This is a genomic window from Streptosporangium sp. H16, assembly GCF_051918855.1.
Classification (GTDB): domain Bacteria; phylum Actinomycetota; class Actinomycetes; order Streptosporangiales; family Streptosporangiaceae; genus Streptosporangium.
Map to the genome: position 1 here is coordinate 64,738 of NZ_JBPXMD010000024.1, position 19,149 is coordinate 83,886.

Sequence of the window (19,149 nt, forward strand, 5' to 3'; positions counted from 1 at the left end):
TCAGACGGCACCGGCCCCCACTTCATTCTCACCCATCACCTCGCCCGCTCCTGACCGCGCCACCGTCGAGAACGAGAAGCGGTGATCCGGACACGGACCGTAGGTTCTGAGAGCCCTGCGATGGTCGGCGGTGCCATACCCCTTGTGCACGGCGAATCCGTACCGGGGATGGCGTTCGTGCAGCGCCACCATCATCTCGTCCCGCGTCACCTTGGCCACGATCGAGGCCGCGGCGATGCAGGCCGCGACCTGATCTCCCTTCCACACGCCCAGCGACGGCGCGGGCAGGCCGGGAACGGGAAACCCGTCGGTCAGAACGTAGCCGGGGTGACAGGGTAACCGCGCCACGGCCCTGCGCATTCCTCCGATGTTGGATCTGTGCAGGCCCCGGGCGTCGATCTCACCCGGCGGGATCACCACCACGCTCACCGCCCGCGCGGTCACCGTGATCCGCTCGAACAGCGACTCGCGCCGGGAGGCCGTCAGCAGCTTGGAGTCGTCCAAGCCGTCGATCGGACCGCCCAGCACCACGGCGGCGATCACCAGCGGCCCGGCGCAGGCGCCCCGGCCCGCCTCGTCGACTCCCGCCACGGGACCGAGCCCGCGCCGGCTGAGAGCCCGCTCGTAGCCGTACAGTCCCGAATCCCGCCGGACCACGCTGGGTCTGGGGCGAAACGCAACCGTCATGGCACCACGGGTGACAGAGCGACCATGACCAGAGAGTACGCCCCCTCCGGTGCATTCGGTACTGCTATCTCACCTTGAGGAAGCTCTCCGGCCTCGAAAGCACCGCGGCCCTGGAGAACGGCCAGTAGATCGCGACGGCACGGCCGATCACGTCGCTCTCCGGAATCGACCCCTCTCCCAGCCTCTCCTCGTGGGCGCGCGAGTCGGCGGAGGCCGTGCGGTGATCGCCCATGACCCACAGCCGCCCCTTGGGAACGACCTTCTCGAAAGGCTCCCCCGAGGGGAAGTCGCCGGAGAAGAGATAGGAGCTCTCCTCGAGCGGCACCCCGTTGACCGTGATCCGCTTCTTCGCGTCACAGCACTTCACGGTGTCGCCGCCGACCGCGATCACCCGCTTGATGGTGTCCTCGTTGTTCCAGCCTCTGAAAACCACGATGTCGCCGCGCTCGGAGTCGCCGTGCAGTTTGTTGACGACCACCCGGTCACCCACCAGAAGGGTGTTCTGCATCGACTCCGACGGGATCCAGAACGACTGGAAGACGAACGCCTGCAACAGCAGCGCCGCCACCACCCCGCACACCAGCAGGAACAGCGACTCGCGCAGGCCACCGCCCTTGCCGCTCTTCTCTTTCTTCTTCTCAGCCTCGGGTTCAACGGTCATGAGATGGGGCTACCGCCTTGAGAGCCAGCGACGACGCCACAGCACCAGCGGCACGGCGCCCGCGAAGCCCGCGAGGAGCGGAGTGGCCCCTCCCAGGGCCGCGGCGGCCTTGAGGGCCGGCTGGCCGAAGGTGTCGGGAATGGGAAGGGTCGTGGCCCTGGAGAACGGCCACACGATCACGAAGGCCCGGCCGATCACCTTGTCCACCGGGATCGTCCCGCCGCCGGGATCACCCAGGTGGGAGCGGGAGTCGAGGGAGACCAGCCGGTGGTCGCCCATCACCCACAGGCGCCCCTCACCGACCTTGGCCTCGAAGAAACTCTGGGACGGCACGTCGCCGGGGTAGAGATACTCCTCGTCGAGGGGGACCCCGTTGACCGTCACCCGGCCCTTGGCGTCACAGCACTTCACGGTGTCGCCGGCGACGCCGATGACCCGCTTGATGTAGTCCTTCTCGCCGGGGACCACGCCGAAGGCGGTGCCGACCCAGCGGAAGAATCCCGCGACCGGGTTGGGCGGCTCCTCAAGGTCGATCTCGGGGTCCCAGGAGTCGACCCCGGAGAAGACCACCACGTCGCCGCGCTCGATGTCGCGGACGCGGTAGACGAGCTTGTTGACCAGCACCCGGTCGTTCGTGAGGAGGGTGTTCTCCATCGACTCCGACGGGATGTAGAAGGCCTGGATCACGAAGGTCTTGATTATGAGGGCGAGCACCAACGCCACGACGACCAGGACAGGCAACTCCTTCCAGAAGGAGCCCTTCTTCTTGTCCTTGCCGTCCCCGGCGGTCTTCTGAGTGTCTTCGGCGACCACGTCCACCTCGTCCTCGACAGGTCGACGCGAGACTGCGCCGTACTCCCGGTCTTCGCTAGTCATCGCTGACGAGCCTAGATGATGGGCGGTACCAAGTGGTCGAGTGACGGGGTACCGCATAGCCATGCGTATTGCCATAGGAGGTCAAACCTCCTTACATGCGACTGGCCCGCTCCCCGGTGACGGGGGCACGGGCCAGGCCGGCGGACGCTGACGCGCCTAGCGGGCTTCGCGCTTCTCGCGGATGCGAGCGGCCTTGCCGCGCAGGTCACGCATGTAGTAGAGCTTGGCGCGGCGGACGTCGCCACGGGTCACGAGAGTGATCTTCTCGATGACCGGGCTGTGCACCGGGAAGGTCCGCTCGACGCCGACGCTGTAGCTGACCTTGCGGACGGTGAAGGTCTCACGGGAGCCACCGCCCTGGCGACGCAGGACGAAACCCTTGAAGACCTGGACACGGGACCGGCTGCCCTCGATGACCCTGACGTGGACCTCAAGCGTGTCACCGGGCCGGAAGTCGGGGACGTCGGTGCGGAGCGCGGACTTCTCGAGCTCGCTGATCAGCGTGTGCATGGCAGTGGGACCTCATTTACGAGCGCACACGGAGGTCCATCCGGCCGCGACGAGGCGGCGTCGCGATGGACACGCGTGCTGAAGTGGACTATGTCTCGGAGCTGGCCGGCCGCGATGAGACCGGTCTGGGGACCGGATGGGCAGTCGGCGGCAACGCTTCAGTCTGCCATATTTTCCCGACCGACCGGAAATCAACCGGTCAGGACGGCCGGGCCCTCGGGATCCGCCGGCCCCGCCTGGGGGAGATCCAGCTCCGCCAGGGCTCGCCTGTCGTGCTTGTCCAGGCTCTCCGGGTCGAGCGCCGCCAGCAGCTCGGGCCGGTTCCTCGCGGTACGGCGCAGCGCCTGGTCCCGCCGCCACCGGGCGATCTTCCCGTGGTGCCCGGAGAGCAGGATCTCCGGCACCTCGTGCCCCCGCCACTCGGGCGGCTTGGTGTAGACGGGGCCCTCGAGGAGGTTCTCCATCGCGCCGGGCGCGAAGGAGTCGTCCACGGCCGAGTTGACGTTGCCGAGCACGCCCGGCAGCAGCCGCCCGACGGCCTCGATCATCACCAGCACCGCCGCCTCGCCCCCGGCGAGCACGTAGTCGCCGACGCTGACCTCGTCCACGCGCATGCGGGCGCCGTACTCGGCCATCACCCGGGAGTCGATGCCCTCGTAGCGGGCCGGGGTGAACAGCAGCCACGGCTCGGCGGCGTACTCCATCGCCAGCCTCTGGGTGAAGGGCACGCCGCTGGGAGTCGGCACGATCATCCTCGGCGGTCCGGCCGGGCCGGAGGCGAGGACCGCGTCGATGGCCTCCCCCCAGGGGCCCGCCTTCATGACCATGCCGGGACCGCCCCCGTAGGGGGTGTCGTCCACGGTGCGGTGCACGTCGTGGGCGTGGTCGCGGAGCTGGTGGAGGTGGACGTCGAGGATGCCGCGCTCGCGGGCCTTGCCGATGAGGGAGACGTCGAGGGGGGCGAAGTACTCGGGGAAGATGGAGATGACGTCGACGCGCATGTCAGACGATCTCGTCCGGGTCGAGCAGCCCGGCGGGGCCGTCCACGACGAGGATGCCCTTGATGAGATCGACCTCGGGGACCAGTGCCTTGACGAACGGCACGTAGACCTCGCCGCCCCCGGCGGCCCCGGCCTTGCCGCGCCGTACGACGAGCAGGTCCTGGCCGTGGTGAAGCACGTCGGACACCTCTCCCACCGGCTCTCCGTCGGGTTTGACCACGGTGAGGCCGATGAGCTGGTGGTCGTAGAACTCGTCGGGATCGTCGGAGGGCGGGATGTCGTCCGAGTCGATGACGAGCATGGTGCCGCGGAGATCCTCGGCCTGGTCACGGCCGGTCACGCCCTCGAACCTGACCAGCAGGATCCCGGAGTGCCAGCGGCGGGACTCGACGACCAGCGGGCCGGCCGACGCGGGGTCGGTGGCCAGGGCCGTGCCCGGGGCGAAGCGCCGGTCCGGCTCGTCGGTACGCACCTCCACGGACACGTCCCCGCGGAGCCCGTGCGGGCGGCCGATCCGGCCTACGACGAGCTGCACGCCCGCCTCCTCACGTAGTGGTGTCTAGGGAAAGCAGACGGGCCACCCACACTGGGCGGGTGGCCCGTTCGCTCGATGGACGCGTCTCGCCGGCTAGCGGGCCTCGTTCAGGTCGAGAAGATCGACCCGAATGTACTTGCCGTCGCCGAGGGCGTTCACGACCGTGCGAAGCGCCTTGGCCGTACGGCCGCCGCGGCCGATGACCTTACCGAGGTCCTCGGGGTGGACCCGGACCTCAAGCACACGCCCGCTGCGGATGCGGCGGGCGTGAACCTGGACGTCGTCAGGATGCTCGACGATGCCCTTCACCAGGTGCTCGAGGGCCTCCTCGAGCACCTCAGGCCTCGCCTTCCGGCTTCTCCTCGGCGGCCGCGGTGGGCTCAGCCGGGGTCTCGGCGGCGGCCTCTTCGGCCTTGGGGGCCTCTTCGGCCTTGGCCTCTTCAGCCTTGGGAGCCGCCTTGCGGGTCGACTTCTTCGGCGTGGTGGCGGCCTCCAGGGAGAGCGCCTCCTTGGCCGCGGCCTCGTAGACGGCGTGGCGGTCGGTCTTGGGCTCGGCGACCAGGAGCGGAGCCGGAGCCGGCTCGCCCTTGAACTTCTGCCAGTCGCCGGTGAGCTTGAGGAGCTTGAGCACGGGCTCGGTCGGCTGCGCGCCGACACCCAGCCAGTAGGCCGCCCTGTCGGAGTCGACCTCGATGCGCGAGGGGTTCTCCTTCGGGTGGTACAGGCCGATCTCCTCGATCGCCCGGCCGTCACGCTTGGTGCGGCTGTCGGCGATGACGATGCGGTACTGCGGGTTGCGGATCATACCGAGCCGCTTGAGCTTGATCTTGACTGCCACTGGTGTGGTCTCTCCTGCATTAGAGCGTGGGTGAGCGGCGTCTCATCGAGTGGGGCACGAGGAGAGGACCGTTCGAGGGACAGGCATGGCACGCGGGAGTGAGAGGGCAACCACGTGTCACGATGTTCCAACATGTCATTGTGCCAGACGTGCGGGGGTGCCCGGCCAACCCTCGGCCATCCGGTACGGCGGCCGGAAGGCAAATCTCGGTAATCCCCGTGTGTCCGGACCCCGTGGCGGGCCGGCCTGGTGCGCTAAATGGCCGCCGTGGCAACCACCCTCAGATCTCTGCTGCTGACCGCGACCGGATCCGTCACCGTGCTGGGCGCGGTCCTGGCCATCAGGGCGACGACCCCGGCGGGCCAGGCCGACGTGTCCCCGGCGCCCATCTCGTCCCCCGCCGGAACCCTTGACGAGACCCTCGACGGAGCCCTCGGGCGCCCCGGAGGAACCACCGGAACCACCGGGACCACCGGGGCCTCGGGAATCCTCGGCGTCCTCGGAACCGGTCTCGTAACCGGCCTCACGACCGGCGGGGACCGTGCCCCCGGGCACTCCCAGGCCCCGTGGGGAGCGCCCGGACGACTCGGAGCACCCGAACCACCCGGGGCGCCCGCGCGGTGGGGAGATCCCGCCGTGCCGGAGGCCGTGCCCGAGGCACCGCTTCCGCAGGGAACCGTGGTCCTGCCGGGAACACCCGTCTCACCGGTGGTCCCGATCCCGCTGGGGGCCCCGGCCGCGCCGGGACCGGCCGGCCCGCCGGGAATCCCGATCCCCCAGGGAGCGTCCGCGCGATCCGTGTTCCCGGGGTTCCCGGGGTTCCCTGCCTCCCCGCAGTCGCCGCCGCTGCCGCCGTACTAGTACCGGCCGGGCGGCCGGCCGCGAGGACCGCGGCTTTCGTGGCGGCCGCCCGGCCGACCACGATGCGGATCCACGCGGGCGGCGGTACACGGCCGGACGCCGCGTCGATCGGATCGAGGAGCGGCGCGGGGCACTACTTGGGGCGTACCCCGAGGAGCTCGAGCACTGCGACGAGGATGAAACCCCCGACGATGATCACCCAGATCCACCTGGCGCGCGAGTGGAAGCCGTCATCGCTCATTTCTGTCCCGGGAGCTTGAACTTCGAGGGGTCGAAGCCCGGCGGCAGCTCCAGGCCCGGCGGCAGCTGCTGCCGGGAGCCCAGCTTGCCGAGGAGGCCGCTTCCCGCGGGGGTCGCGGGCTCTTCGGTCTTGTCGGGGACGGCTTTGCCGAGCGCCGCCTTGCGCGGGTCACCACTGACCCTGCGCCCCTTGGCCGCCTTCTTCTGCGCGGCCTTGCCGCCCTTGCGACCGCCCGGCATGCCGGGGATGCCCATGCCGCCGGCCATCCGCTTCATCATCTTCTGGGCGTCGAAGAAACGGGTGACCAGCCCGCTCACCTCGGTCACCGTCACGCCGGAACCCCTGGCGATACGGGCCCGGCGGGAACCGTCGATCATCTTCGGGTTGTGGCGCTCGGCGGGGGTCATCGAGCGGATGATGGCGGCGATGCGGTCGAGATCACGGTCGTCGACCTGGTTGAGCTGCTCGCGCATCTGCCCCATGCCGGGCATCATCCCGAGCAGGTTCTTGATGGGGCCCATCTTCTGGACCATCATCATCTGCTCAAGGAAGTCCTCCAGGGTGAAGCCCTCGCCCGAGGTGAGTTTGCTCGCCATCTTGGCGGCCTCGTCCTCGTCGAAGGTCTTCTGCGCCTGCTCGATCAGGGTGAGGATGTCACCCATGTCGAGGATGCGGGACGCCATCCGGTCGGGGTGGAAGGCGTCGAAGTCCTCGAGCTTCTCACCGGTCGACGCGAACATGATCGGCCTGCCGGTGATGTGGCGGACCGACAGGGCGGCGCCACCGCGGGCGTCGCCGTCGAGCTTGGTCAGCACGACGCCGTCGAAACCCACGCCCTCCATGAAGGCCTGGGCCGTGGAGACGGCGTCCTGGCCGATCATGGCGTCGACGACGAACAGGACCTCGTCGGGCGAGACCGCGTCGCGGATGTCGGCCGCCTGCCTCATCAGCTCCTGGTCGATGCCCAGGCGGCCCGCGGTGTCGATGATGACGATGTCGTGCTGCTGCCGCTTGGCGTGGTCGATCGACTGGCGGGCCACGGCGACCGGGTCGCCGACGCCGTTGCCCGGCTCGGGCGCGTAGACCGCGACGCCCGCGCGCTCGGCCACGACCGAGAGCTGCTGGACGGCGTTGGGCCGCTGGAGGTCGGCGGCGACCAGTAGCGGCGTGTGGCTCTGCTCGCGCAGCCAGCAGGCCAGCTTGCCGGCCAGGGTCGTCTTGCCGGCGCCCTGCAGACCCGCGAGCATGATGACGGTCGGCGGGTTCTTCGCGTAGCGAAGCCGCCGGGTCTCACCACCGAGGATCTCGATGAGCTCGTCGTTGACGATCTTCACGACCTGCTGCGCCGGGTTCAGCGCCTGGGAGACCTCGACGCCGCGGGCGCGCTCCTTGACCTGGGCGACGAACGCCTTGACCACGGGCAGCGCGACGTCGGCCTCGAGCAGCGCGATGCGGATCTCGCGGCAGGTCGCGTCGATGTCGGCTTCGGACAGCCGACCCTTGGATCGAAGGGAGGAGAAGACCGATGTCAGCCGGTCGGAAAGCGTCTCGAACACGTGATTGGCCAGCCTCTGCGCTACAGGTCTGCGACTCGACCTCCCAGCCTATCCGCTGGGAGGTGCGACTGACGCCCTCCAGCGGTCAGCGACCCCAGCCGGGGACGGCCATCCGCATGGTGAGCGCGTGCTCCACGAGCGTGATGAGCGTGGCCTTCACCGCGTCGCGCGAGCGGGCGTCGGTCCGGGAGATGGGGATGTGCGGGGCCAGTGTCAGCGCCTCGCGCACCTCCTCCTCACCGTGGAGGTAGGTGCCGTCCCAGCCGTTGACCGCGACGACGAAGGGGAGCTTGGCCTCCTCGAAGTAGTCGATCGCGGGGAAGCTGTCGGCCAGCCGCCGGGTGTCGACGAGCACGATCGCGCCGATCGCGCCGCGGACCAGGTCGTCCCACATGAACCAGAACCGGTGCTGACCCGGCGTACCGAACAGGTACAGGATCAGGTCCCGGTCCAGCGAGACGCGGCCGAAGTCCATCGCGACCGTGGTGGTGGTCTTGTTCGGTGTGAGGCCGAGATCGTCGATCCCGGCGCTGGCGTCGGTCATCACCGCCTCCGTGGTCAGCGGCAGAATCTCCGACACCGCCCCCACGAACGTGGTCTTGCCAACACCGAATCCCCCGGCGACGACGATTTTCGTCGATGTCAGGCCGCCGCCGCGGCTAGAGCCTGCGAAGTCCACTGAGCACCCTTTCCAGCAGGTTGAGATCCGGCTTGCCCGCGTCCAGCTGCGGCTGGTGGATCTGCACCAGGGCCTCGGCGGCCATGTCGGCCACCAGGATCCTGGTCACGCCGAGCGGGATGCGGAGCATCGCGGAGATCTCAGCGACCGAACGCACTTGCCGGCACAGGGCGCTGATCGCCTGATACTCCGGGGTGCGGGTGGATAGATCATGATGTATGGAGGTCGCCGAGGAGACCAGGGCCTCCAGGGCGAGTTGGGTCCGGGGGGCGGTGCGCCCCCCGGTCACGGCATACGGACGGACGAGGGAGCTCTGCTCCGACGGCGCCGGCTGCATGAGATGGGAAGGACCGCCCTGATGCCGGTGGGGGTCGTCCATTGATTGATAGGGATACCCGCCGTGCGGGTCGCCCTCACCGGTCCAGCCTCGGCCTGCCACGACAGCCTCCTAGCGTCATCGCCGTCACCGTGAGTGGGAAGACTGCAGTTCGGCGCGGACTGCCGGGGTCAGCACCTGACCTGCCCGCTCGACGAGCATCGTCATCTGGTAGGCCACCAGTCCCATGTCACAGTCGGCGGCGGCCAGCACCGCCAGACAGGAACCGTCACTGATGGACATGATGAGGAGCAGCCCTCGCTGCATCTCCACCACGGTCTGGGTGACCGCACCGCCCTCGAAAACCCGCGAGGCACCCTGGGTCAGGCTGATCAGGCCGGCCGCGACCGCGGCCAGCTGGTCCGCCCTGTCCCTGGGAAATCCGTCCGAGTACGCCAACGGCAGACCGTCGGCTGACACGACGACCGTGTGCGCCACACCTGGGACGTTGTTCACAAAGTCGGTGATCAGCCAATTGACCCCCCGGGCGGCCTGGCTCATTTCGCGCACGTGTCATCCTCCTTGGCGACCATGATGAGCTCGCTCACCGGTCCTCCTTGTTTCCTTCAACATCCCGGCCGAAGTCGGGATACGGCCGCCCGTCTCCGGCGCCGCCCCTGGCGGCCGCGCGCCCCTGCCGTACTCCCTGCTGGAAGCTCGCCAGCCTGCTGCGCACCGCCTCGGGGGAGACCGTCGGCCGGTGCACGGGAGTTTGGGGGGCCGCGCTCAGGTCGGGCGCGGCCGTACCGGGTACCAGGTTCGCCTTGGGCACCCGCTTGGGCAGCCCCGAACCGGTGACCCCGCCGAGCGAGGGCTCGCTGGCGGCCTTGGCGGCCTGCCAGCCCGCGTCGGCGGGCGACGACCAGCCGCCCGGTGCGGGGGTGGCCGGTTGCGAGAGCTGGACGGTCTCCTGAACGGCCTGGGCCTGAACCTGGGGGGCCTCTTCGGCCCGCTCCTGGACGGCCGGGGCCGGCTCGACCTTCTTGAACCAGTCGGACTCGACGGCCGCGAAGATCGGCAGGAACTCCTCCTTCGCCTCTTCCATGGGCGAGGCGTCGGGGATCACCGGCAGCGGGCCGGTGTTGTCCGCCGGGTCGAAGACGCGCCGCCCGAACGGCCCGGAGTTGCCGGTGGACGGCCAGCCTCCGGAGTCGCCGCGAGAGGAGGTGGACCAGACGTCGGAGCCGGTGTCCCTGCTCTGCTGACCGCCGGGCCAGACGGGGGCGTCGCCGCGCGGGCCCGTGTTCGGGCCCGTGGACCACGGCCCCGCGTCACCGCGGGGCCCGCCCTGTCCCTGTCGCCACCCCGAGGGGTCGGGCTGGGAGGCGTTCGGCCAGCCGTGGCCGGGGTCGGTGCCGGGCGCCGGCGTCTGTCCCGGCCAGGGGGTGTCGACGGGTGCCTGCCCGAACTGGCCGCCTCCAAAGGGAGGCTGCGAGGCCTCGAAGGAGTTGAACTGCTGCCCCATGTCGAAGGAGGCGAACGAGTTCTGGTGGGCGGCCTCGAACGAGGCGAAGGACGGCATCGGGGGGGCGGTGGGGCTGGCCAGCACGGGCGGGCGGTCCATGGAGGCCATGGACCCGGCCCAGTCGCCGCTCTGCATGCTGGGGGAGGTCCCGCCCGGGCGGTTGGTGACGGCGAGCAGGTTCTCCGGGAGCAGGACCATCGCGGTCAGGCCGCCGTTGTCCTGCTGCCTGAGCTGGACGCGGATGCCGTGCCGCAGGGCGAGGCGGCCGACCACGAACAGGCCCATCCGGCGGGAGACGGAGACGTCCACCACCGGCGGGTTGGCCAGCCGCCAGTTGGCCTGGGAGAGCTCCTCGGCGGTCATGCCGATGCCGATGTCGGTCACCGAGACCATCACCCCGCCGCCGTCGATGCGGTTGCTGGAGACGATGACCTTGGTCTCGCGGGGGGAGAAGGAGATCGCGTTCTCCACGAGCTCCGCGACCAGGTGGACGACGTCGTTGACGGAGGTGCCGACCACGGACACGCCTGCGGACAGCTGCAGGTCGACCCGTTCGTAGTTCTCGACCTCCGACAGCGAGGCGCGGACCACGTCGATGAGCGGGACCGGCTGGCTCCACCGGCGGGCGGGCTCCTGGCCCGCGAGGACCAGGAGGTTCTCGGAGTTGCGGCGCATGCGGGTGGCGAGGTGGTCGAGCCGGAAAAGGCTGCCGAGCCGGCCCTCGTCCTGCTCGCCCTGCTCCAGGCTCTCGATGAGGGAGAGCTGGCGTTCGACCAGGGTCTGGCTGCGCCGGGAGAGGTTGACGAACATCGAGTTGACGTTGCTCCGCAGCGTGGCCTCCTGGCCCGCAAGCCGCACGGCCTCACGGTGGACCTCGTCGAAGGCCCGGGCCACCTCACCGATCTCGTCGTCGGAGGCGACACCGATCGGGGTGATGTCGGCGGCCGAGACCTCGCCGCTCTCGCGCATCGTCTGGACGGTCTCGGGGAGACGCTGGCCGGCGATGGAAAGCGCCTCGGTACGGAGCCTGCGCAGCGGCCTGACCAGCGACCTCGCCATGACGGCGGTGACGATCAGGACGAGGAGCAGCAGCAGTCCGCTCAGCCCGGCGGCGATCAGCGCGCCGCGCTGCTCGGACGCCTGCAGGTCCGCGCTCTGCATGATGAGGGTCTTGGCGACCTGTTCCTCCACCACGCGCATGCGCTCGATGACGTCGGTGGAGGAGTCGAACCAGGAGGGCAGGTCGTTGAGCTCGCTCTTGGAGACGTCGACGTTCACCAGCGGCCGGCCGTTGAGGGCCAGGAAGATGGCGCGGGCGCGCGTCGCCGCCGCGCGGTCCTTCTTCTGGCTGCTGACCGTGTCGTCGTAGAGCTGGCGCTGCTGGATCGACGCCTCGGAGCGGAAGGTCGCGAGCTCGCTGTCGAACTGCGCCCGGGCAGCCAGCATGGCGTCGAGGCCCTCGGCGCTGAACCCCCTGACGACGAGGGCGGCGGCGAGGTTCGCCCGCTCCCTGGACGCCTGCTCCTTGGCCCTGGCCAGCGCGGCGAACGCGGCCGCGCCGCTGGTGAGGTCCTGGTCGGAGACGCCCTGGATGATCTCGTCGTGCAGGGCCAGCAGGTCCGCGATGGTACGGGAGTACATGGCGATCGTGGGCTGGGCCGGCACCTGGGTGGCCGCGCCCGCGGCCAGTTCGCGCACGCTCTTGAGCTCGTCGATGCGGCGGCGGATCTGGGTGAGCTCGGTCTCGCCCCGGGCGCCGAGGGCCTCCAGGAGACCGCTGTCGTCCATGGCCCTGTTGACGACGGGGCTCACCTGCCCGACGACCTGGTCGACGGACTCGTACTGCTTGCGCAGGCTCGCCTTGCTGCTGGCCTGTCGGCCTCCCGCCACGTGCCGGGCCGACAGGTCCCGCTCGAGCTGCAGCTCGTCGACCAGGTCGCTGAGGCCGGCGGTGAGTTCCGCGGTGGCGCGCACGCGTTCGTACTCGGCGGCGCTGCTGATCGAGGTGGTGACCCTCAGGCCGCCCAGCACGATCGCGGCGACGGTGGGAATGACGATGAGCGCGATCAGCCGCGATCTCACTCGCCAGTTCTTGAGCGCGAGCCTGCTGCCGTTCCTGTCGGCCTTCTCGGAGTCGCGACCGTCGAGGTCCTGACCCGGGCCGCTCCGCGGCTGCCCCCCCTGGTTGTCGAATCCCAGGGCAGGTGCCAGCCCGGATTCGCGTTCGCTGGGGATTGACGCTGTCCTCACTGGCCTCCGCTGCCTCTCCTCGGATCGTCTGCTTGGAGGGGATCGCGTCACGCAATGATGTGCGAGTGACGCCGACGCATCCATGGGGTAGGGGTTATTGGAGCACAGCCGGATGAGTTCGGCCAACAGCACATAACTCGCATTCTTCACTTAACAGGCACACAGCATCCGCAACCGGGCGATGACTCTCCGTCCTGTAACCGCAAACTTCCACAAAGTTGCGAAACAGATTTATTGACTTCTTTCACGACGCCCGCTAGCTCCATCCGCCGGCGATTGATACGCGTGGGGCAGCCGGGAGTCCTGTGACCGTTTTGTGGCTTAGGGGCGAAAGGGGCAATATTTGTAATTTGACTGATCTACTCCGCTACTCTGATCGGCGGTCGGCATACCCCCCTTGACCAACATGCCTCCCGGGACCCCCTCCATGTCGCCCGATGAGTTACGCGAGTTCCGGCAGGGGCGGTCAAACGCAGCTAAGGAGACCCATGAGGTTCAAACTTGCGAGCCGGGCCGTCATCGCAGGAGTGGCCGCCACCCTCGCGCTGAGCGCCTGCGGAAGCTCTGACACCCCCACTGACACCGCCGCCGCGAACGCGGGAGGCCTGGAGAAGACCAGCATCAAGATGGGGGCCCTGCCGATCCCCGACTCGGCCGCGCTCTACATCGCCAACAAGAGGGGCTTCTTCAAGGAGGAAGGGCTCACCGTCACGATCGAGGTGGTGCCCGGAGGCGCCCAGGCCCAGCAGGGTCTCCTCGGCGGCACCCTGGACGCCACGCAGACGAACTACGTCTCGACCTTCCTCGCGGTCTCCAAGGGCAACAAGATGAAGATCATCTCTGACCTCTACCAGGCGGCCCCGAACTCGTTCAACCTCATGGTGCCGAAGGACTCCGGGATCAAGACGCCCGCGGACCTCAAGGGCAAGAAGATCGCGGTCAACAGCAAGCAGAACATCGGCACCCTGGCGGTGACCACGGTGCTCAAGACCCACGGCCTCACCGAGAAGGACGTGGAGTTCGTGGAGTTCCCCTTCCCCGAGATGGGGGCCCAGCTGAAGAACAAGGTCGTCGACGCCGCCTGGATGACGGAACCGGCCCTGACCGCGGCGCAGAAGCTCCTCGGCGCCCAGAAGCTCGCCGACACGATGGTCGACTCCACCGCCGACTTCCCCATCGCGGGAGTCGTCGTCACCGAGAAGTTCGCCAACGAGAACCCCAAGACGGTCGCCGCCTTCCAGCGCGCGGTCGCCAAGGCCCAGCAGATCGCCGCCACCGACCGCAAGGCCGTCGAGGAGATCCTGCCGACCTACACCAAGATCGACGCGGCGACCGCGGCCGTCATCACGCTCGGGTCCTTCCCCACCAGCCTCGACGAGACCCGCCTGCAGCGGGTCGCCGACCTCATGCTCGAGCAGGGTTACCTCACGAGCCCCATCCAGGCCAAGACCATCCTCCCCGGAAACCTCGGGTGACACGGCGCAACCCGCTCGACAGCAGACTGCTCTGCGGCGCCCTCGGCGTCGCGGGGCTGTTCTGCGTCATGGAGGTCGCCGGCCGGACCGGACTGATCGACCCGATCGCGTTCCCGCTGGCCTCCACGGTGCTCGGCCGGGCGGTCGCTCTCGTGACGGACGGGGAGTTCCTCTCCGACGTCGCCTCGACCCTCGGCGCGTGGGCGACCGGGCTGCTGCTCACGGTCGCGATCGCGGTGCCCCTGGGGTTTCTGCTCGGCACCCTGCCCCGCGTGGAGAGCGCGCTGCGGCCGATCGTGGAGTTCCTGCGCCCGATCCCGTCGATCGCGCTGATCCCGCTGGCCCTCGCCGTGTTCTCCGACAGGTTCGACATGAAGGTCACCCTGGTCGTCTACGCGGCGACCTGGCCCGTCCTGATCAATACGATGTACGGCCTCAAGGACGTCGACCCGCTCGCCAAGGAGACGCTCCGCAGCTTCGGGTTCGGGAAACCGGCCGTGCTGTGGCGGGTCTCCCTGCCGAGCACCGCGCCCTTCATCGCCACCGGCGTCCGGCTGGCGTCGGCGATCGCGCTCATCGTGGCGATCAGCACGGAGCTGATCGGCGGCGGCGCCGACGGCATCGGCAGCTACGTCCTGGAGAGCGCGGGCGGCGTGGACGCGACGGAGTACGTCATCGCCGCCGCCATCTGGGCCGGCGTCATCGGCGTGGTCACCAACGGCCTGTTCGTGCTCGCGGAACGGCGGCTCTTCCGCTGGCACACCGCCCGCACGGAGGTGGTGTGATGAGCGGCCCGATGCGTGTCATCGGCCGGCTGTGGCCGGTCGTGGTCGTCGTGGCACTGTGGGAGCTGCTCACCCGCTACCTGGAGATGCTGAGCTTCCCGCCTCCGTCGCAGATCGCGGCCAGCGCGCACACGTTGTGGCTGACCGGCCCCGCGGAGCGGCTCTGGCTCACCGACGCGGCGCTGGAGAACATTCCCGCGAGTGTCGGCCGCCTGCTGGCCGCGTGGGTACTGGCCGGGATCATCGGGATCGCCCTCGGGGTCGCCCTGGGCCGCTCCCCGCTGCTCTTCCGCCTCGTCGACCCGCTGGTGCAGTTCGCCCGCGCCATTCCCCCGCCCATGCTGCTGGCGTTGTTCCTGGCACTGTTCGCCATCGGTCCCCGGATGCAGATCAACTTCATCGCGTTCGGCATCGTCTGGCCGGTCCTGATCAACGCCTGCGAGGGGGCCAGGCACGTCGACCGCCAGCACCTGGACACCGCGAGCGTCTTCGGGCTGACGGGCCGCGAGCGACTGTTCCGGATCATCCTGCCCTCGGCCATGCCGAAGATCTTCGCCGGGCTCCGGGTCAGCCTGTCGCTGGCCCTGATCCTCATGGTGCTCTCCGAGCTGATCGGCAGCGTCGACGGGATCGGCTTCCAGCTCCTGGACGCCCAGAGGTCGTACGACTTCCCCGGCGTGTGGGCGACCATCGTGGTGCTCGGCGTCCTGGGATACGCGCTCAACTCGGCGTTCCTGGCGGCCGAGCGACGTGTCCTGTCCTGGCACCGATCCGCCAAGCAGACGACCTGAGGACCTGCTGTGCTCGAAATCACGAACCTGTCCCATACCTACGGCAGCGGGCCGACCGCGCACAACGCGCTGGGCGGCATCAACCTGAAGGTCGCCCAGGGCGAGCTGGTGTGCGTCGTCGGCCCCTCCGGGTGCGGCAAGTCCACCCTGCTGCGCTCCATCGCGGGGCTGATCCGGCCCAGCGGCGGCCAGGTCACGCTCAACGGCACCCGCGTCGAGCAGACACCCGACAACCTGGCCGTGGTGTTCCAGGACTACAGCCGCTCCCTGTTCCCCTGGATGTCGGTGGCCGACAACGTCTCGCTCCCGCTGCGCCGTAGGGGTCTGGACAAGCAGCGGCGCAAGGAGTCGGCGCTGGAGGCGCTGGAGGAGGTCGGGCTACGGGGCGCCGAGTCCAAATACCCGTGGCAGCTGTCCGGCGGCATGCAGCAGCGGGTGTCCATCGCCCGCGCGCTGGCCTACCGTCCGGCGCTGCTGCTGATGGACGAGCCGTTCGGCTCCGTCGACGCCCAGACCCGCGAGGACCTGGAGGACCTGACCCTGCGGGTCCGCGGCCTGCACAACATGACCATCGTGCTGATCACCCACGACATCGACGAAAGCGTCTACGTCGGTGACCGTGTCGTGGTCCTGTCCAAGGCCCCCGCCGGGATCGTGGGCGACCTGCACGTGGACCTGCCGGGGCCGCGCGACCAGATCACCACCCGCGAGCACCCCGACTTCGTGCACCTGCGCGCCGAGGTCGGCCGCCTGGTGCGCGGCATTCCCAGCCCGTCCACCCCGGCTCACTGAGCCCGGCCCTCCCCCCTCCCCCCGGCGCGGGCACCCGCCCCGGGCTCACGGTCCCGGACCGCGAAGGGAACGCCGGCGGACCCCCGGCGAGCCCGGCTCCCGGTGCCGTGAAGAACACCCGCCGGAGCCGGCGCGCCCCCGCCCGGGCGCGCCGGCGCTCCGGCGTGGACGCCCGACCCGGGCGTGCCGGTCCCCTCACGGATCCGCACGCCGCACAGAGAGGATCTCCATGAGCAACCCACAGGCACCGGTCTGGGACGCGATCGGCGGCGTCTCCCGCTTCGCCGCCCTCGCGACGATGGCCGAGCTCGGCTGCGCCGACCACCTGCGCGACGGGCCCCTGGACGTCGACGAGCTCGCGCGGCGCTGCGGCGCCGACGCGCCCGCGCTCGGCAGGGTGCTGCGCGAACTCGCCTCCATGGGCATCGTCGCGACGGTACGGCCCGGCGTGTACGAGCTGACCGAGGCCGGAGCCACCCTCCGCGACGACGTGCCGGGCTCGCTGCGCCCGGCGGTACGGATGATCGCCGAGGAGGGCTTCTGGTACGGCATGGGCAAGGTCCCGCAGACCGCCCTCACCGGCAGGTCGGGGTTCGCCGAGCGGCACGGCCCGCTGTACGGCTACCTCAAGGCCAACCCCCGGGCCGGGGCCCTGTTCAACGACTACATGGTGGTCCGGGCCAAGCCCTTCGCGGATGCGGTGGCCGAGCGCTACGACTTCTCCGGCGTGCGCACGCTGGTGGACGTGGCCGGCGGCAAGGGCCACATCCTGGCCTCCGTTTTGAACAGGTATTCAAATGTCGCGGGCATTCTTTTCGACCAGGAACAGGTGGTCGAAGACGCCAGGCGATTCTTCACCGAGGCCGCTCTTGAAGACCGGTGCAAATTTGTCTCCGGCGATTTCTTCGCCTCGGTACCCGAGGGCGGCGACACCTATCTGTTGAGCAGCGTCATCCACAACTGGTCCGACGAGGACTCTGTGCAGATTCTGCGCAATGTCCGTAAGGCCATTTCCGACGACGGCCGGGTGCTGCTGGTGGAGGCCGTGGTGCCCGACGACGACCGGCCGCACATCAGCAAGGACATCGACATGCGCATGCTCGCCCTGTTCGGGGACGGCATGGAGCGCAGCACCTCCGAGTACGCCGCACTGCTGGAGGCCTCCGACTTCCGGCTCAGCCGGCAGGTGGAGCTGCCCCAGGGAGCCTCCATCGTGGAGGCCCTGCCTGTGTGACGGGGCTGTGGAGTAACTAACGGGCCTGCGTGACGGGGCTGTGTGGTGACGGGGCTGTGTGGTGACGGGGCTGTGGAGTGACGGCCGGCGGCCGGTGACGTGAACCTCGCGTCACCGGCCGTCGCCGTTTCGCCCGCCTCGCAAACCCCGCCCGCGCTTCCGGGCCGGGAGCGCGGCCCGTCCCCCGGGAACGGTCTCGCTCCCGGCCGGCTCGGCGGTCACCGGCCCGGGCCACCCGTCGGACGAACATTCCATGAGGAACGGGCGTTGAGGGCGCTCACGTCCACGTCGGTGATCCTCTGCTGGGCGGCGGCCATCTCCGCCAGTTCCTTCGGCGTAAGCACGTCCGCGATGTCGTCGAACCCGCCGGGCGCCCGCTCGGTGACCAGTGCGATGGTTTTCTCCATGGGCAGCTCACGATGGGCGAGCACGAGCCCCGTGGTGGCGGTCCTGCGCTCCTTCTCGTACGCGGCCAGTCCCGCGGCCGGATCGGTCGCGCCGGCCAGCTCCCTGGCCAGGACCCGGGCGTCCAGCACGGCCTGCGAGCCGCCGTTGGCGCCCACCGGGTACATCGGGTGCGCGGCGTCTCCCAGCAGGGTGACCCGGCCCGCCCCCCACCGGGGGAGCGGATCCTTGTCCACCATGGGGTACTCCAGGATCCGTTCCGAACCGGAGATGAGCACGGGCACGTCCAGGTAGGGCAGTCTCCAGCCGTCGAAATGCGGGAGCACGTCCTCCAGACGGCCGGGTCTGGACCAGTCGGCGGCCGGGACGGGGCCGGGTTCGGCGGTCATCACCTCGGCCACCCAGTTGATCAGCACTCGTCCCCGGGCCCGAGCCCGCGAGATGGGGTAGACCACGAACTTGGCCGACAGGTTGGAACCCGCGACGATCATCGTGGTGCCGTCGAGAAAGGGATCTCCCTCGGCCGTTCCCCGCCACATCCGGATCCCGTTCCACATCAGCGGCCCGTCGCCGGGATGCAGCCTGGCACGCACGGCCGAGTGGATACCGTCCGCGCCCACGAGGACGTCCGCCGTCTCCTTCAGGTGCTCACCGGTCCGCACGTCGCGCAGCGACACCGTGACGCCGGTGACGCCGGTGACACCGGCGGGTCCGGCGGGCCCGGTCTCGTACTGCTCGAAGTCCTCCAGCCGCAGCCCGGTCCTGACGGCACCGGCGCCGAGCCGTTCACGCACCGCGGACAGAAGCAGCATCTGCAGCTCACCGCGGTGAACGGAGTACTGGGGCCAGTTGTATCCCGCGAACCTTCCGCGCGGCAGCGACAGGATCGTTCCGCCGAACCTGTCCGTGAAGTTCATGGAACCCGTCGGGACGCCGATCTCCGCGAGCTCGTCCCCCACGCCGAGCTCGGTCAGCTCCCGGACGGCGTGGGGTTGCAGGTTGATGCCCACCCCCAGCGGGCGCAACTCCACGGCCGACTCGGCGATCACGCAGTCGATACCCGCGGCGTGAAGGCTCAGCGCGGTGGTGAGCCCTCCGATGCCACCTCCGATGATCAGTACTCGCATGGCG

Annotated in this window: 20 protein-coding genes; 6 read left to right on the plus strand and 14 right to left on the minus strand. The window is 69.6% G+C overall.

The annotated features are described in order from the left end of the window. The 8 genes from ACTOQ2_RS31875 to rpsP form a co-directional block, all read right to left on the minus strand. Window positions 1-687, minus strand: coding sequence for a ribonuclease HII (locus ACTOQ2_RS31875; protein ID WP_440071195.1), 687 nt, complete (start codon window positions 685-687; stop codon window positions 1-3). 64 nt (window positions 688-751) lie between these two features. Further along, the gene (lepB, locus tag ACTOQ2_RS31880) at window positions 752-1,348 is read right to left on the minus strand and encodes a signal peptidase I (protein ID WP_440104539.1); all 597 of its coding nucleotides are present in this window, start codon (window positions 1,346-1,348) and stop codon (window positions 752-754) included. Window positions 1,349-1,357: 9 nt separating this feature from the next. Then, window positions 1,358-2,224: a signal peptidase I gene (lepB, locus tag ACTOQ2_RS31885; protein ID WP_440104540.1), complete on the minus strand. Its 867-nt coding sequence runs from the start codon at window positions 2,222-2,224 to the stop codon at window positions 1,358-1,360. Between the two features lie 156 nt (window positions 2,225-2,380). Next, window positions 2,381-2,734, minus strand: a complete 354-nt coding sequence (gene rplS, locus ACTOQ2_RS31890) for a 50S ribosomal protein L19 (protein ID WP_362680339.1) — start codon at window positions 2,732-2,734, stop codon at window positions 2,381-2,383. A 191-nt stretch (window positions 2,735-2,925) separates the two neighbouring features. Further along, the gene (gene trmD, locus ACTOQ2_RS31895; protein WP_440104541.1) at window positions 2,926-3,735 is read right to left on the minus strand and encodes a tRNA (guanosine(37)-N1)-methyltransferase TrmD; all 810 of its coding nucleotides are present in this window, start codon (window positions 3,733-3,735) and stop codon (window positions 2,926-2,928) included. Between the two features lies 1 nt (window position 3,736). Then, window positions 3,737-4,270, minus strand: coding sequence for a ribosome maturation factor RimM (gene rimM, locus ACTOQ2_RS31900; RefSeq protein ID WP_440104542.1), 534 nt, complete (start codon window positions 4,268-4,270; stop codon window positions 3,737-3,739). 93 nt (window positions 4,271-4,363) lie between these two features. Then, entirely contained in the window at window positions 4,364-4,606 is a 243-nt protein-coding gene (locus ACTOQ2_RS31905) for an RNA-binding protein (protein WP_362680331.1), read from the minus strand. A 1-nt stretch (window position 4,607) separates the two neighbouring features. After that, window positions 4,608-5,108, minus strand: a complete 501-nt coding sequence (gene rpsP, locus ACTOQ2_RS31910) for a 30S ribosomal protein S16 (protein WP_440071200.1) — start codon at window positions 5,106-5,108, stop codon at window positions 4,608-4,610. A gap of 267 nt (window positions 5,109-5,375) precedes the next feature. Here rpsP and ACTOQ2_RS31915 point away from each other — a divergent pair, with 267 nt between their 5' ends. After that, a complete protein-coding gene (locus ACTOQ2_RS31915) occupies window positions 5,376-5,969 on the plus strand; it encodes a hypothetical protein (RefSeq protein ID WP_440104543.1) in 594 nt (197 codons plus the stop codon). 237 nt (window positions 5,970-6,206) lie between these two features. Here the strand turns inward: ACTOQ2_RS31915 and ffh are convergent, their stop codons facing one another. The 5 genes from ffh to ACTOQ2_RS31940 form a co-directional block, all read right to left on the minus strand. Continuing rightward, window positions 6,207-7,766, minus strand: coding sequence for a signal recognition particle protein (gene ffh, locus ACTOQ2_RS31920; RefSeq protein WP_440104544.1), 1,560 nt, complete (start codon window positions 7,764-7,766; stop codon window positions 6,207-6,209). A gap of 85 nt (window positions 7,767-7,851) precedes the next feature. Next, window positions 7,852-8,412, minus strand: a complete 561-nt coding sequence (locus tag ACTOQ2_RS31925) for a GTP-binding protein (RefSeq protein WP_031158879.1) — start codon at window positions 8,410-8,412, stop codon at window positions 7,852-7,854. A 13-nt stretch (window positions 8,413-8,425) separates the two neighbouring features. Further along, on the minus strand, window positions 8,426-8,884 hold the full coding sequence (locus ACTOQ2_RS31930) for a DUF742 domain-containing protein (protein WP_440104545.1): 459 nt from the start codon (window positions 8,882-8,884) through the stop codon (window positions 8,426-8,428). 24 nt (window positions 8,885-8,908) lie between these two features. Next, complete coding sequence (locus ACTOQ2_RS31935) at window positions 8,909-9,322, minus strand: roadblock/LC7 domain-containing protein (protein ID WP_326646986.1); 414 nt, start codon at window positions 9,320-9,322, stop codon at window positions 8,909-8,911. A 43-nt stretch (window positions 9,323-9,365) separates the two neighbouring features. Next, window positions 9,366-12,536: a nitrate- and nitrite sensing domain-containing protein gene (locus tag ACTOQ2_RS31940; RefSeq protein ID WP_440104546.1), complete on the minus strand. Its 3,171-nt coding sequence runs from the start codon at window positions 12,534-12,536 to the stop codon at window positions 9,366-9,368. A gap of 488 nt (window positions 12,537-13,024) precedes the next feature. On the opposite strand from ACTOQ2_RS31940, the gene ACTOQ2_RS31945 reads away from it, so the two are divergent. From ACTOQ2_RS31945 to ACTOQ2_RS31965, 5 genes are all read left to right on the plus strand, one after another. Further along, window positions 13,025-14,011 carry an ABC transporter substrate-binding protein gene (locus ACTOQ2_RS31945; protein ID WP_440104547.1) on the plus strand — a complete coding sequence of 329 codons (987 nt, stop codon included), beginning with the start codon at window positions 13,025-13,027 and terminating at the stop codon, window positions 14,009-14,011. After that, entirely contained in the window at window positions 14,008-14,796 is a 789-nt protein-coding gene (locus tag ACTOQ2_RS31950; RefSeq protein ID WP_440104548.1) for an ABC transporter permease, read from the plus strand. The genes ACTOQ2_RS31945 and ACTOQ2_RS31950 overlap by 4 nt, the downstream gene beginning before the upstream one ends. Next, a complete protein-coding gene (locus tag ACTOQ2_RS31955; protein ID WP_440104549.1) occupies window positions 14,796-15,587 on the plus strand; it encodes an ABC transporter permease in 792 nt (263 codons plus the stop codon). The genes ACTOQ2_RS31950 and ACTOQ2_RS31955 overlap by 1 nt, the downstream gene beginning before the upstream one ends. 9 nt (window positions 15,588-15,596) lie before the next feature. Continuing rightward, window positions 15,597-16,379 carry an ABC transporter ATP-binding protein gene (locus ACTOQ2_RS31960; protein WP_440104550.1) on the plus strand — a complete coding sequence of 261 codons (783 nt, stop codon included), beginning with the start codon at window positions 15,597-15,599 and terminating at the stop codon, window positions 16,377-16,379. Window positions 16,380-16,608: 229 nt separating this feature from the next. After that, complete coding sequence (locus tag ACTOQ2_RS31965) at window positions 16,609-17,613, plus strand: methyltransferase (RefSeq protein WP_440104551.1); 1,005 nt, start codon at window positions 16,609-16,611, stop codon at window positions 17,611-17,613. Between the two features lie 218 nt (window positions 17,614-17,831). Here the strand turns inward: ACTOQ2_RS31965 and ACTOQ2_RS31970 are convergent, their stop codons facing one another. Next, window positions 17,832-19,145, minus strand: coding sequence for a flavin-dependent oxidoreductase (locus ACTOQ2_RS31970; protein WP_440104552.1), 1,314 nt, complete (start codon window positions 19,143-19,145; stop codon window positions 17,832-17,834). Window positions 19,146-19,149: the final 4 nt, after the last annotated feature.